Raw genomic sequence first — 15,090 nt, forward strand, 5'->3', positions numbered from 1 at the left:
AACGGGGTCACCATGCAGCCATGCCCGATGCCGGAAGACCGAAGTCGCCGCTGACCCTGTCGGTGGCCGAGCGGACCGCGCTCAGCCAGCTCGCCGCCGCGCCGCGGACCACCGACGCCATGCGGCTGCGCGCCAGGATCGTGCTGGCCAGCGCCGAGGGACGGTCGAACAAGGCGGTCGCGGACCTGCTCGAGGTCACCCCCGGCACGGTCGGCAAGTGGCGTCGCCGCTTCCTCCGGATGGGCATGGCCGGCCTCGACGACGGGATGCGCAGCGGACGGCCGCGAATGGTCGACCGGGTGCAGCTGGGCGCTGTCGCGGCAACATCGATGGCCGATTCCGGACATCGGCCCTCGACGCGCGAACTGGCGGCGGCGTACGGCGTCTCGCAGTCGACGGTCGCGCGGCGCCGCCGGGAGGAGGTCCAGCACTACCGCTCCGGTGCTGGAATCGTCCTGGGTGCCGGCCGTCCCGCTCCGCCCGTCTCCAGTGACCCTGAGTTGCTGTCCGACCGGGTGTACGAGGCGATCCGCGGCTGGATACTGTCCGGCGAGCTCGCGCCCGGGATGCGGGTCGTCGAGTCCGAGATCGCCCGGGTGCTCGGGACCAGCCAGACCCCGGCCCGGGAAGCCGTACGGCGGTTGGCGCACGAAGGGCTCGTCACGTACCGGCCGCGGCTGGGCAACTTCGTCACCGAGATCTCCCAGGTCGAGGCCCGGGAGGCCCGCGAAGTCCGGGTGCTGCTGGAGTCCGCGGCGGCGCGGCGGGCGACCGGGCATGTGCCGCCGGAGGAGCTGGACCTGCTCCGGATCGAGGTGCAGCGGATGATCGAGGCCGCCGGTCACCACGACATCGGCGCGTTCCGCGAGGCCGACCTGCGGTTCCACCGGCAGGTGCTGGCGACCAGTGGCAACTCGATGCTGCTCCGCGTGTGGCGGACGCTCGAGCCGGCCCTGTGGAGCCTGCAGGTGGTCTCGAACGCGATGTACGCCGGCGACTGGGGCCTGATGGCTCGCCGTCATCTCGACCTGATCGACGTCCTCAACGGCACCGACCCCGAAGACTCCGCCCGCCTCTTCGCCGCCCACGCCCGCGGCGAAAGCTCCATCACCAGACCAGCCGGCCACCATGATTGACGCCCACGTACATGTCTGGGACCTGCAGCGCAGGGCACTCCCCTGGCTGCGGCCCGGGCATCCGCTCCGCCGCACCTTCCCCCTCACCGCGCTCACCCCCACCCGCGCCCGCGCCCCTGCCTCGGCCGACGGGCCGTTTCGGAGGTTAACCGCCGAGGGTGCCCCTTCACCCACCCTGATACGGGAGGTGAAGGGACCGGCTGAGGGGTTAACCACCGAAACGGTTGGGGGTTGGGAGGTCGTGCTGGTGCAGGCTGACGCCGACCCGGCCGAGGTCGGGGATCTGCTCGCGCTGGCGGAGCAGAACTCAGCTGTGGTGGGGGTGGTGGGGTGGTTCGATCTGCTGGCGTTTCCGGATCGGGTGCCTGATGATCCGCTGTTGGTCGGGGTGCGTAGTCCGCCGCACGACCAGAGCGATCCCGACCTCCTGACAGCTCCCGCGCACGTGCGCGGAGTTCGGGCCGCCGCCGACGCCGGCCTTGCCATCGACCTGCTGATCCGCCCCTCCGCCCTGATCGGCGCCGCCCGGCTCGCCACCGCCGTACCGGACGCCCGCCTGGTCCTCGACCACCTCGGCAACCCGACGACCGCCACCCCCGCATGGCGCGCCGGAATGCAGGCACTCGCCGAGTGCCCGAACATCACCGTGAAGCTCTCCGGCACCGCCCACCTCGCGACCGACGACCTCCGCGCACTGGTCGACGTCGCCCTCGAACTCTTCGGCAGTGAACGGTTGCTGTTCGGCTCGGACTGGCCCGTGTGCACGCTGGCCGCCTCCCGCGCCGAGGTGATCCGCCGTACCACCGCACTGCTGCCACCCGCCACGCACAACGACGTGTTCCGTGGCACCGCCCAGCGCATCTACCGCCCCAGGGAGACCGCCCCATGACCGAATACACCCGGCGCCAGGTCCTCAAGACCGCCGGTGCCGCGGCCGGCACCGCAGTCGTCGCCGGCTCGCTCACCCATCCCCTGTCCGCAGCCGCGACAACCGGCAGCGACACCAACCCCCTCAAGCTCTGGTACACCCAGCCCGCCACCGAATGGCTCCAAGCACTTGCCATCGGCAATGGAAGGCTCGGCGCCATGGTGTACGGCGGGACCGCCACCGAGACGCTGCAGCTCAACGAGGACTCGATCTGGGCCGGCGGCCCGCACCAGTACGACGACCCGGTCGGCAAGGAGGTGCTGCCCGAGATCCGCCGGCTGATCGCCGAGGAGAAGTATCTCGACGCGCAGAACCTCGCCGACCAGCACTTCATGGGCCGCCCGACCGAGCAGATGCAGTACCAGCCGGTCGGCTACCTCTCGCTGGCCTTCCCGGGCATCGACGCGACCGCGGTCACGGCGTACCGGCGGGAGCTCGACCTGACCACGGCGATCACATCGGTCAGCTACGAGCACGCGGGCGTGCGCTACACCCGGGAGGTGTTCGTCAGCCATCCCGCGCAGGTGCTGGTGATGAAGCTGACCGCGAACCAGCGCGGCGCGCTCACCTTCGACGCGACGTACACCACCGAGCAGGCGGCGACTCCCGCGACGTACGACGAGCGCACGCTGGCGCTCAACGGCATCAGCGGCGACGCCGAAGGTCTCAAAGGATCGGTCAAGTTCTGCGCGCTGCTCCGCGCCTTCGCCGAGGGCGGCACCACGACGGTTGCTGATGGCAAGCTCTCGGTCGCCGGCGCGGACGAGGTCACGCTGCTGTTCTCGGTCGGCACCAGCTACCGCAACTACCTTGACGTCGGCGCTGACCAGGTCGCACGCGCCGCCGCGCCGCTGACGGCGGTCGGCCGCCCGGCGTACGGAGCACTCCGGCACGCACACGTGGACGACTACCAGCGCCTGTTCGGCCGTCTCGATCTGGACCTCGGTACGTCGGACTCGATCGCCCTGCCGACCGACCAGCGCATCATCGCGTTCCGCAACGGCGGCGACCCGCAACTGGCCGCGCTGTACTACCAGTTCGGCCGGTACCTGCTGATCTCCAGCTCCCGCACACCGGGGCAGCCCGCGAACCTGCAGGGCATCTGGAGCTACAAGATGCTGCCCGAGTGGCAGTCCAAGTTCACCCTGAACATCAACTGCGAGATGAACTACTGGCCGGCCGGCCCGGCCAACCTCGCGGAGTGCTGGGACCCGCTGTTCCAGATGATCGGTGAGCTGTCGGAGTCCGGCGCGCGGACGGCGGCCGCCATGTACGACGCTCCGGGCTGGGTCGCGCACCACAACACCGACGGCTGGCGCGGGACCGCACCGGTGGACTTCGCGTACTACGGCGTCTGGCCGACAGGTGGTGCATGGCTGTCGCTGCTGTTCTGGGAGCGGTACGAGTACACCGGCGACCTGGAGATGCTGCGGAAGTACTACCCGGTCCTGCGCGGCTCGGTGGAGTTCTTCCTCGACCAACTGCAGACCGACGCGAAGACAGGCTGGCTGGTGACCAGCCCGTCGCACTCCCCCGAGCTCAAGCACCACGACTACGACAACGTCGGCGTGAGCATGTGCGCCGGGCCGACGATGGACACCGAGATCCTGCACGACCTGTTCAAGGTGTTCGGGCAGGCGACCGCGCTGCTGGGCGTCGACAGCACGATGGCCGCGCAGGCCGCGGCGGCCAGGGCCAAGCTGGCGCCCATCCAGATCGGGTACCTCGGGCAGATCCAGGAGTGGCTGATCGACTGGGAGGAGGCCGCCCTGGAGACGAGTCGACATGTCTCACACCTGTGGGCCGTGTTCCCGAGCGACCAGGTGACGCCCCGCCGTACGCCGGAGCTCGCCGACGCGGCCCGCAAGTCGCTGGAGCTCCGCGGGCCGGCCGTCACCGCCGGCTGGTCGCTGGCGTGGAAACTGAACCTGCGCGCGCGACTGCTCGAGCCGGACAACGCGTACAAGCACCTCACGCAACTGCTGGGCCCGGGACGTACCGCACCGAACCTGTTCGACCTGCACCCGCCGTTCCAGATCGACGGGAACTTCGGCGGCGTCTCCGGCATCACCGAGATGATCATGCAGAGCCACTCCGGCGAGGTCGCGCTGCTGCCGTGTCTGCCGACGGCGTTCCCGACCGGGAGTGTCCGGGGCATGCGCGCCCGCGGCGGCTTCGACCTGGAGTTCTCCTGGTCCGGCGGGAGGTTGGTCAAGGCGAAGATCCGCTCGCTGCTCGGCAACCGGCTGCGGCTGCGGACCGGCGCTCTGGTGGACGTGAAGTCGTCCGCCGGACCGGTCGCGTTCGCCAGGCCGGAGGACGGCGTGGTCGAGTTCCGCACTCGTCCCGGCATCGACTACTTCGTGGAGGTGCGCGCATGAACGCCCTGCGACTGACGATGCCCTTGCTGGCTGCCCTGCTCAGTGTCGGCGCCACCTCGCTGCCAGCTACCCGCACTACGCCTACAGAACAGCAGACGACCGCGTGGCACGGCGGTGCGCTGCAGGGCGATACAGCCGGCCTGGTATCGCGCTCAGACCTCGTCCAAGAGGGCCCTGCCTGGCGTTACTACCAGGCGATGCCGCTCGGGAACGGTGTGCTCGGCGCCTCGGTCTGGGCCGAGAAGGGGTACAGCGCTCAGCTCAACCGCGTGGACACGTTCCCGGACCTCAAGTCCGCCGGGCGCCTCGTCGTACCGGGGCTGGACTCGCTGATGCGTGCCGACGACTACAGCGGCCGGCTGTCGCTGTACGACGGCCAGGTCGTGCAGAGTGGCGGTGGAATGACCGCGCGGTCCTACGTGCGTGCCGACGCGGATCAGTTCGTTCTGGAAGTCACGGGAGCGGATCCGTCGCGCCCACAGACCGCTGACCTGAAGTTGTGGGCCGGTCGTACGCCGGCGGTCAGCGCCGCGAACGGGATCGCCGCGCTGGCGGAGACGTTCCACGACGAGGCGTCCGGCAGCATCACCGGTGCGGTCGCCGCGCTGACCGCACAGGCCCAGGGCGTCACCGCGTCGGTGGTCGACCCGCTGACGGTGCGGCTGACGTTCCGTCCTCGGGCGGACGGCAGCTTCCGGCTCGTGGTCGGCGTACCGTCGTACCGCGGTGGTGAACTGCGCGCCGCCGCCCGGCGGGCAGTGGTCGAGACACCCAGTCATCACCTCGACTGGTGGCATGCCTTCTGGGAGAAGGCGGCGCCGATGCGGATCACGTCGGCCGACGGTTCCGGTGAGTACGTCGAGGACCTGCGGACGCTGCAGCTGTACACCATGGCCGCATCGATGCGCGGCGACGTACCGAGCACGCACGGCGCCGTCGTCCGGATGTTCTCGTCGTCCGGAGACCAGGCCGACTGGGCACAGGATTCGTACTGGCACTTCAACCTGCGGATGCTGGTGTCCGCGAACCTCGGCGCCGGTGTCGGCGAGCTCAACTCGCCGTACTTCAAGTTCTACCTGGACCGTGCCGAGCTGATGCGCGAGTGGACGCGGACGCACTGGACCGGCGGCGAGGGGCTCTGTCTGCCGGAGTTCATGCGGTACGACGGCACCGGTGACGGCTGTGACAACACACAGGAGCCCAGCTGGACGCGGAGGATCCTGACCAGTGGTCCTGAGCTGGTGAACAACATCTGGCAGCAGTACCGGTACACCGGCGACAAGGCCTTGCTGGACCGCAGCTATCCGCTGGTGCGGGACGTGGCGCGGTTCTACCTGTCGGCCATGACGCCCGGCGCGGACGGCTACCTGCATCTGGAGCACGTGAACGCGCTGGAGGTGCAGTGGGACACCACCGACCCGGTGCCGGACCTGGCCGCGATGCGGGTGATCTTCCCGCTCGTCGCCGACCTGGCACAGACGCGTGGGGACACCGCGCTGGCCGCGCAGTTGCAGGACGCGGTGGGCAAGCTCCCGCCGTTCCGGACCGTCGAGCGCAACGGCGAGCAGGTGCTGGCGTGGTCCGGTACCGACGAGGCAGCCCACAACACGCAGAACCCGGAGATGGAGGCACTCTGGCCGTGGGGTGTGTTCGACGAGACGTCCGAGTTGATGCAGGCGACGTACCGGCAGCGCGTGTACCCGCAGGACAAGGACTGGGGTATGGACGCGACCTGGGCCGCGCGACTCGGTCTGCCGGACGAGGTGAAACGGATGCTGCTGAAGGGCATCGCCGACTTCCAGATCTACCCGAACGGTTTCACCGTCCACCGCACCGGCCAGGAGGCGGTCCGCAACCACAGCTTCTACAACGAGTGGGGCGGCGTCCTGAGCACCGGCCTGCAAGAAGCCTTGGTCCAGTCGTACGACGGTGTCGTGCACGTCGCCCCAGCGTGGCCGCGCGACTGGGACGTCGCGGGATCTGTGCAGATCGAGGGCGGGCACCGGATCAGCACCGAGGTGCACGACGGCGTACCGACGGTGGTTGGTATTCAGGCCGGCAGCCGGGACACGCTGAAGGTGCGCAACCCGTGGCCGGGTCAGAAGGTTCGCGTTGTCGACTCCCACGGGCGGGTTGTCGTGGGTGCCACCTCGACTGACGTCCTGTCGGTCGCGGTCGTCCCGCAGGCGTCCTACACGGTGGAGCGCCTCGCCGTACCGCTCTCGTCGTTCAAGTACGCGCCGCTGACCGGCCAGCCGGCTACCGCGGTCAAGACCGTGGGGAACCGGGTGCTGGGCATCAAGAAGAGTGAGCCGCCGTTGGCGAGCGATCTGGTGTCCGTGGTGGCGCCGGAGAAGCTGTCCAACCTGGTGAAGGCGCAGGTCGGCGCACCGATCTATGTCGACCGCAGCTACACGGTCAGCGAACTGCCTGGTCAGTTGAACGGGCAGGCGTTGGTCCAGGGTGCCAACGACGACTCCAAGGCGACCACACCGCCGGACTACCTGAAGCTCAACCTGACCCGTCCGGCCACGGTCTACGTCGCCTTCGATCCACGCGGCGAGAACGTGTGGTGGCCGGCGTGGCTGTCCGATTTCACCCGCACCGGCGAGACCGTCGGCACCACCGACCAGCGCCTGATCCTCTTCAAACGCGACGTACCTGCCGGACAACTGACCCTCGGACCGAACTCCGGGGTGGCCGGCAAGGGCAATTCCACCTACGTCACGTTCGTGGTACCACGCTAGTCATGTTCAACCACGCCCCTGACGGCTACGACTGCCCGTTCTGCCGACTGGCCGCCGGGGGCGAGGACAGCCTCACGGCGCAGCACGACATCGTGCTGCGCCGTGAGCACGCCCTGGCCTTCGTAGCCTCCCGCTGGTGGCCCAACAACCAGGGCCACGTCCTGGTCGTCCCGACCGAACACCACGAGAACCTGTACGACCTACCACCGGAGTCCGGCCACGCCGTCCACGACGTCGTCCGAGAGGTCGCAATCGCCATCCGCAGCACCTACGGCTGCGCCGGTGTTTCCACCCGCCAGCACAACGAGCCAGCCGGCTACCAGGACGCCTGGCACTACCACGTCCATGTCTTCCCGCGTTACCCCGGCGACGACCTCTACAACACCCGCCACCTGGAGGCGCCCGCGACCGCGGAGCAACGCGCCCCGTACGCCGAGCGCCTCCAGGCGTACTTCAGATCTGCTCGAAGTTCAGGCTGAAGGTGTACGGCGCTACTTCCAGCTGGTGCTGGGGTGTGGCGGCCGGGCCGCAAGAGGCGGAGCCGAGACCGTTCTGGGCCAGGTCGAGGTTCAGGTAGATGTGGTCGCGCGGGGTGAGGTCCGAGCGGTGGCGGGCGCGTTCCAGGTCCTCGGTGGTCCAGCGGCGGGCGGTGAGCTGGAAGTACGGCGCACCGTCCACGCGCAGACCGTTGCCGCCAGCATCGGTCAGCTCGGCCCAGCGGACGTCGATCCGGGAACCGTTCTCCTGCGGTACGACGTACGGCGTCTGCAGCTCGTCGACGGTGCATGTGTACCGCCCGACACGAGCCGCCTCGCGACTGTCGGCGTACGCCTCCCCCGGACCGCCGCCGTACCACTGCACATTCTCCAACGCCTTGGGCAACGTCATGCGTACGCCGACCCGCGGCCAGCTCCCGCAGCGCGGCGTGACGGCCGTGCCGCCCCACTCTCCGTCCGGCTGCACGTCAACGGTCAGCTGGAGGCGATGCTCGTCAGCAGTCCAGCGGTACGTCGTACGCACGCCGACGCCGAGCCCCTCAGGCGCCACGCGTGCACGCACGATCAGCTCATTGTCCACCACGTCGACCGCATCCACGCGGTGCAGCAGCCGATCGAGCCCGGCCGCACGCCACTCCTGGGTGACGCCGTTGCGCCCGCCCTGGCCGTTGTCGTTGTCCGTCGGCGCACGCCACAGGTCCAGCACCGGTCCGTCGACCGCCCGGCCGAACAACCGCGTCAGCCGACCAGTACTGCGGTCGAACTCGCCCCCACCGACCCTCAGCACCTCTCCCCTGTCCTCCACAGCAGCGGCTACCACAGGCACGGCAGCCGGTTGCTCCAGCACGAACTGCGCCCAAGCAACCTCATGCCCCGCCGCAGCCCACGCCTCGTCCTTCGCCAGCACCGCTCGCACAGTCAACACCTGCTCTGCCTGGGCAGGCGCAGGCAGAGCAAGCCGCAGCTCCGTCGACTCCCCCGGCGCGATGTGAGGAAGGTCCAGCCGGCCGGCGTCCACCTCGACGCCGTCCTCCGCCACCGACCACAGGAACTCCAGATCGTCCAAGCCCGTGAAGGTCCGGTGGTTGTGGACGACGAGCGGATCCGGCCCCGTGAAACGAACCGGTTCGATGACCTTCTTGTACTCGGTCAGACCCGGCGACGGGCTGCGGTCCGGGAACAGCAGGCCGTCGATGCAGAAGTTCATACCGTGGAGTTGCTCGCCGAAGTCGCCGCCGTACACGTGGTCGGTTGCACCAGGCAACAGCAGACCGTGGTCGATCCACTCCCAGAGGAAGCCGCCCTGCAGCCGCGGGTAGCGCTCGAGGATCCGCTGGTAGTCGGCCAGCCCGCCGGGGCCATTGCCCATCGCATGCCCGTATTCGGCGAGTACGAACGGCAAAGCGCGGCGCCGGGCCTCCAACGACGGGTGCTCGGCGGTCTCCTCCGGTACGTCCTCCGTGCGCGTGCCGATCGCCTCGAGGTCCTCCAGCGGCGGGTACATCAGGCTGTAGAAGTCGGAGAACTCGTACGTCCGGTCCCGCTCGTAGAACAGCGCCCGCTCCGGATCGCGCTGCCGCGTCCAGGCCGCCAGCTCGCCGAAGTTCCGGCCGCGGTGGCTCTCGTTGGCCAGCGACCAGATGACCACGCTGGGATGGTTCTTGTCGCGTTCGACCATCCGCCGCATCCGGTCGAGCATCATCGGCGCCCACTCCGGGTCGTCGGCCGGGTTGCCCCGCCAGTCGGTGTAGATGAACCCGTGCGTCTCGATGTCGCATTCGTCGATCACCCACAGCCCGAGCTCGTCGCACAGGTCCAGGAACGCCGGATGCGGCGGATAGTGAGCGGTCCGTACGGCGTTGACGTTGTGCTGCTTCATCAGCACGAGGTCCTCGCGCATCGCGTCCACCGTCATCGCCCGGCCGCGCCGTTCGTCGTGCTCGTGCCGGTTCACGCCGCGGAAGAACAGCGGCTGCCCGTTCGCGGTGAACAGCCCGTCCACCATCCGCACGGTCCGGAACCCGATCCGCAGCCCGACCGTCTCCCCCGGCACCTCGACCGTCGCGTCGTACAGCCGCGGCAGCTCGGCCGACCACGGCTCCACCGCACCGATCGTCACCGGCACCCCCGGCTCAGCAACGATGCCGAGCTCCGGTACCCGGACGACCGCGTCCGGCGCCGTGTCGACGCGCAGTGTCCCGGCGCCGGTCAGATGGTCGTACGACGCGTGCACGAAGACGTCGTCGATCAACGGCCGCGCGAGCAGCGTCACGTCCCGGAAGATGCCGGGCAGCCACCACATGTCCTGGTCCTCGAGGTACGAACCCGACGACCACTGATGCACCCGGACGGCCAGCGTGTTCCGTCCCGGCCGCAACAGGTGGCCGACGGTGAACTCGCTCGGCAGCCGGCTGCCCTTCGCGGTCCCTGCCTCGACGCCGTTCACCCAGACCTTGAAGCACGAGTCGACGCCCTCGAACCGCAGGACCGCGCCGTCAGCCGGCCAGTCGCCCGGCAGGTCGAACGAGCGGACGTGGTCACCGGTCGGGTTGGCGTCCGGTGCGTACGGCGGATCGATCGGGAACGGGAACGCCGTGTTGGTGTACCGCGGCCGGTCGTGCCCCTGCAGCACCCAGTGCCCCGGGACCTCCAGCTCACCCCAGTCCGGCCCGATCTCCGGTACGCCGTCCGGCGCGCTGTCCCAGAGCTTGAAGCTCCAGCGGCCGTTCAAGCAGATCCGCGGCCGCGACGACCGCAACCACGCCCGCGGCTCCCGGGCCCCGGTGCTCGGCGTCAGATCCTCGAAGTACCTCACTGCGCCTCCTTGAGCACCCGCACGTCCCACGGCCCCAACTCGACCCGCGCCTGCTGCACCTCGAGAGGCACCGGCGGCGACACGACCACAGCCGTGCCCGACCAGTTGTGGACGAACCACAACCGCTCCCCATCGGCGTTCACCGCCGACAGCGCGGTCACCGACGAAGCCCACAACCGCGACTCCCCGTACAGCGCCGCCGCCAGCGCAGCGTCCGGCACCGTGCCGACGTACGTCACCCGTCCGGCGCCGAACCGCTTGGTCGTGACGATCGGCCGCCGGCCGCCCGGATGCTCGTACGACGCCAGCACCTCCGCGTCCTCGACGAGCAACGTCTCCGCCCACCGCGTGGCGCGTCCGTCCAACCCACTCACCGGCATCGCGGCGTCCAGGTTCTCGAACTCGTGGTACGCCACTCCGGTGGCCTCTCGCAATCTGGCCGGAGCGACCATTGGTCGCTGCCGAGCCTCCAGGTCGGCGTATCCCGTTCGCGGACCGACGATCAAATGCCCACCGTGACGCGCGTAGTCGACCAACCGATCCAGCACAGCATCCGAGGCCACGTAGAGGCCGGCAGCAACCGCCACCGGCGCCGACAGCGCGGCCTCGAGCCGCTCGACCGGCACCACTCCGGGCCGCAGCCCGGCGTCCAGGACCCCGCCGTAGAACGCTTCGACGATCGTCCGGTACGACGCCTTGTCCGGCTGACCGTTCGCGGTGGCCAACGGCGGCTGGCACTGCATCGCCCAGTCGCTCTCGGTCGACCACAGCACCGCGACGTCGACATCAGGCGTCAGCTCGGCCACCGACGAACCGGCCGCCGTCAGCTCCGCCCCGATCGCGGCGATCTCCCGATACACCCGCCCGGGCTCCAGCCCGTGCCCGAGAATCCCGCCCCAGAAAGTCTCCGCGCCATGGTGGATCGAGTGCCAATGCCAGTACTCGACCATCCGCGCACCGCGCGACACCATCGCCCACGCGAGCTGCCGCAGCTGGCCGTCGTACGGCGGCCGGTTCTGGTGCGAGCCGCCGATCGAGGTCGCGTTCGTCTCGGTCACCAGGAACGGCTCGCCGCGCGACCCGTATACGCGGTCGGCGGCCAGGAACAGCTCGGACACACTCCGCCCGATCCACCCCGGCGCCAGCCCCGACGGCGCCTCCGCCGGACGCGCGAGCCCGTCCTGCACATCCACGTAAATGTTGCCCGCCGCAACGTCCAGCTGCGACGTCAAGTCCACGTCCGCCACCGCCGGCCGGTCGTACGCCAGGCAGGTCGTGACGAACTGACCCGGCCGTCGCAGCTCGCGTACCAGTTCCGCCTGCCACCCGATGAACTCCGTGGTCCGCGAAGCCTGGAAACGGCGCCAGGCCAGGTCGTACGACGGGGTGCTGTTCCCGTCCGGCCGCCACAACTCGGACCAATCGCTCAGCCGATGCGACCAGTAGGTCAGTCCCCACGCCTCGTTCAGCGCCTCGACGTCGCCGTAGGTCCGGCGCAACCCGGCCACGAAATCGCCGAAGACCGACGCATTGTGCGCCAGCAGCACACCGGGCTCGTTGTCGACCTGGTACCCGATCACCGCTGGATGGTCCCGGTACCGTTCCACGATCCGGCGCACCACCCGCTCCGCGTGGAAGCGAAACGCCGGCTGCCCGTAGTCGATCTCCTGCCGGATCCCCCACGGCACCGGTACGCCGGTCCGACGCTCGGCGGCGATCTCCGGGTGCGCCCGCTGCAGCCACGGCGGTACGGCGTACGTCGGCGTCCCGAGGATCACGGCGATCCCGCGGTCGTGGGCGCCGTCGAGCACCGGGCGGATCCATTCGAGGTCGAAGACGCCGTCCCGCGGCTCCCACGTCGACCAGACCGACTCACCGACGCGGACGGCGGTGATACCGGCCGCGACCATCAGGTCCAGGTCGGCCGGGATCCGGTCACCGAGCGAACGGGGCAGATATTCCGGGTAGTAGGCCGTCCCCAGCACGACATGTGGCGGCAGCATGCGCCAACGCTAACCGACGGCAGACCGCGCGTGCAATCGTTTGCATGCAGGGACTCAGCGAATCCGGGCCCGTCGCCGGGCGGTTCCGGTGCTGGCCCGCACCACGAGCTCGGGCGTGAGCAGATCCAGCGCCGGCCAGTCGTCGCCGCCGAGTCGCTTGGTGAGCTGCTGCCACGCCAGCTCGCCCAGCCTCGCTCGCTCGTTGCGCAGCGACGTCAGCGGCGGCCGTGAGTACGCCGCGATCGGAATGTCGTCGTACGACGCGACCGACAACTCCGACGGGACCTCGACGCCGTTGTCGTACATCCAGCTCAGCAACCCGATGCCGACCAGGTCGTTGAACGTGATCACCGCGGTGGCCCGGCTGTGCAGGACGGCCGGGCCCGCGTCGTACCCATGGTTGCCGGACCAGCCGCCGTCGACCTCGTCCAGCGTCACGTCGAGCGCCCGCGCCGTACGACGCAGCGTGCGCCGGCGCTCGCCGTCGGACCACGACGACGCCGGGCCGCCGACGTACAGCACGCGGCGATGGCCGAGGCCGGTGAGATGCTCGAGCAGCAACCGCGAGGCGGCCCGGTAGTCGATCGCGACCACGCCCGCGTTCTTCACGGTGCGGTTGATGCACACCACCGGCACCGGTAGCGCCAGCGCCTTCTCCAGGCCGGCGCGGGTGAGCCGCGAACTGCAGAGCACCAGTGCACCGGAGTAGTCGACCAGCTCGTCGACGAGTCGCAGCTCCTCGGCCGGATCCTCGCCGCTCTCACCGATCAGCAGGCGATAGCCGCCGGCTCGCGCCGCGGCGTTCAGGCCCTTCAGCACCTCGGAGAAGAACGGGTTCGCCAGGTCGGGCACCGTCACGCCGACCGTCAGCGGGCGGCCGAGCTTGAACTCCTGCGCCCGCTTGTCGGCGCGGTACCCCAGCCGGCCGGCCACCGCGCGCACATGGGCGACGACCTCGGGCGAGATCAGGTCGGATCCGTTCAGCGCGCGCGACACCGTCGAGACCGAGGTGCCGGCCTCGCGTGCCACATCGATCAAACGAACCCGTTCCGCCACTGTGTTCCCCTAAATCCCCTCAGAAGCACCGATCCGAACGTTCCGGATCGTCACGTCGTCGGCGTACTGTACGACAGCTTCCGCCGCGACCTCGTCGAACCGGCTGTCGGTGATCGCCACCGAGGAGATGTGCTTGGTCTCCGCCCCCACGATGCGATAGGCCCGCTCGGCGCGGGCCACCCGGACCCGGTCGAAACGGATGCCGTGCACAGCGGGGAACAGCGACTGGTCGCCGCCTCCCTGGTAGCTGAAAGTGATTTCCAAAGGACGATACATCCAGGCGCGCGAATCCACGTCGCTGACATCGACATTGCGGACGTATCCGCCGCGGGTCGAGGTGGACTTCACGCACAGCAGCCATTGCAGGTACGCCTCGTCGGCGGCCGGATCGCCCGGCGCGGACAGCCGCCGGACGAACACGTCCTCGATGCCACCGCTCATCTCGCTACCGACAGCGACCGCGGCGCCACCGCTGACGAAGGTGCAGTCCTCGACGATGATCCCGCGCGACGGCAGGCCGAGCCGGCGGCCGTCGGCGTCCCGGCCGGACTTGATGGCGATGCAGTCGTCGTGGGTCGCGAACGTGCAGTCGCGGATCAGCACGTCGGTGCAGGACTCGGGGTTGCAGCCGTCGCCGTTCGGGCCGAGGTTGTTCACGGTGACGCCCTGCACGGTGACGTTGCGGCACTCGAGCGGGTGGATCGTCCACATCGGCGAGTCCTTGACCGTCACGCCTTCGATCAGCACGTTCGCGCAGCGGAACGGCTGGATGAAGCTCGGGCGGAGGTAGTGACCCGCGCCGAAGACGCGCTGCTCGACCGGGACCTGCTCGTTGTTCATCCGCTCGAGCTCGGCCCAGTCGGCGCGCTGGTTCGGCAGGCCGGTGCGCCAGCCGTACTGCCCGCTGCCGATCAGATACCACCAGTGCTCGTTGTCGCCGGCGCCGTCGAGCACCCCGTTGCCGGTGACGCCGATGTCGGTCTGCCCCTCGGCGCGGATCAGCGACGAGTAGTTGTACACCTCGACACTCTGCCAGCGGGTCCGGACAACCGGCAGGTACGCCGCGGGGTCGGTGCTGAACCGCAGCGTCGCGCCCTCTTCGAGGTGCAGGTCGACGTGACTCAGCAGGTTGATCGCGCCGGTCTGCCACACACCGGGCGGTACGACGACATGCCCGCCGCCGGCCTGATGACACGCCGCGACGGCAGCGGCGATCCCCGCGGTCGCGTCGGCCGGCGTCGCGCCGTACGCCGTGATCGGGAACCAGGCGTCACGGAACCGCGGCGGATGGATCCGCGACCGGATCAGGCCTTCGGCGCCCGGATCGGCGGTGCCCGGATCGGCGGCCGCGGGCAGGCCGATGCCGGCAGCAACCACTCCTCCGACCGAGAGACCGAGAAGTTGACGACGGGTGGGACGCATGGGCGGAACACCTTCCTCAGGGACGGGTGAGGTAAAGCTTTGCCCGCAAGTATCCAAGAGATTCCGCACCGGTCAAGCCCAGGCGTTGACACCCTCGCGGTCTGC

General features: G+C 69.6%; 9 protein-coding genes. 5 read left to right on the plus strand and 4 right to left on the minus strand.

Annotated features, from left to right (window positions below):
• The first annotated feature begins 20 nt into the window (after positions 1 to 20).
• From AB0L64_RS29490 to AB0L64_RS29510, 5 genes are read left to right on the plus strand one after another with little or no spacing between them, the layout of a single operon-like run.
• Positions 21 to 1,136, plus strand: a complete 1,116-nt coding sequence (locus tag AB0L64_RS29490; RefSeq protein WP_363715251.1) for an FCD domain-containing protein — start codon at positions 21 to 23, stop codon at positions 1,134 to 1,136.
• Positions 1,129 to 2,025, plus strand: a complete 897-nt coding sequence (locus AB0L64_RS29495; protein ID WP_363715253.1) for an amidohydrolase family protein — start codon at positions 1,129 to 1,131, stop codon at positions 2,023 to 2,025. The genes AB0L64_RS29490 and AB0L64_RS29495 overlap by 8 nt, the downstream gene beginning before the upstream one ends.
• Positions 2,022 to 4,445, plus strand: coding sequence for a glycoside hydrolase family 95 protein (locus tag AB0L64_RS29500; RefSeq protein WP_363715255.1), 2,424 nt, complete (start codon positions 2,022 to 2,024; stop codon positions 4,443 to 4,445). The genes AB0L64_RS29495 and AB0L64_RS29500 overlap by 4 nt, the downstream gene beginning before the upstream one ends.
• Positions 4,442 to 7,192: a hypothetical protein gene (locus AB0L64_RS29505; RefSeq protein WP_363715257.1), complete on the plus strand. Its 2,751-nt coding sequence runs from the start codon at positions 4,442 to 4,444 to the stop codon at positions 7,190 to 7,192. The genes AB0L64_RS29500 and AB0L64_RS29505 overlap by 4 nt, the downstream gene beginning before the upstream one ends.
• 2 nt (positions 7,193 to 7,194) lie before the next feature.
• Positions 7,195 to 7,671 carry an HIT family protein gene (locus AB0L64_RS29510; RefSeq protein WP_363715259.1) on the plus strand — a complete coding sequence of 159 codons (477 nt, stop codon included), beginning with the start codon at positions 7,195 to 7,197 and terminating at the stop codon, positions 7,669 to 7,671.
• On the opposite strand, the gene AB0L64_RS29515 is transcribed toward AB0L64_RS29510, so the two are convergent.
• Genes AB0L64_RS29515 through AB0L64_RS29530 form a run of 4 tightly spaced genes read right to left on the minus strand, consistent with a single transcriptional unit; the run spans position 7,646 to position 14,985 of the window.
• Positions 7,646 to 10,504 (minus strand): glycoside hydrolase family 2 TIM barrel-domain containing protein, encoded by a 2,859-nt coding sequence (locus AB0L64_RS29515; RefSeq protein ID WP_363715261.1) that lies wholly within the window; start codon positions 10,502 to 10,504, stop codon positions 7,646 to 7,648. The two genes, AB0L64_RS29510 and AB0L64_RS29515, sit on opposite strands and share 26 nt — an antisense overlap.
• A complete protein-coding gene (locus AB0L64_RS29520; RefSeq protein ID WP_363715263.1) occupies positions 10,501 to 12,507 on the minus strand; it encodes a beta-galactosidase in 2,007 nt (668 codons plus the stop codon). Before AB0L64_RS29520 ends, AB0L64_RS29515 begins: the two co-directional genes overlap by 4 nt.
• Positions 12,508 to 12,561: 54 nt before the next feature.
• Positions 12,562 to 13,536: a LacI family DNA-binding transcriptional regulator gene (locus AB0L64_RS29525; protein WP_363715542.1), complete on the minus strand. Its 975-nt coding sequence runs from the start codon at positions 13,534 to 13,536 to the stop codon at positions 12,562 to 12,564.
• 36 nt (positions 13,537 to 13,572) lie between these two features.
• Entirely contained in the window at positions 13,573 to 14,985 is a 1,413-nt protein-coding gene (locus tag AB0L64_RS29530) for a glycoside hydrolase family 28 protein (protein WP_363715265.1), read from the minus strand.
• Positions 14,986 to 15,090: the final 105 nt, after the last annotated feature.

This window comes from Kribbella sp. NPDC051936 (assembly GCF_040680955.1).
In the GTDB taxonomy this organism is placed as follows: Bacteria; Actinomycetota; Actinomycetes; order Propionibacteriales; family Kribbellaceae; genus Kribbella.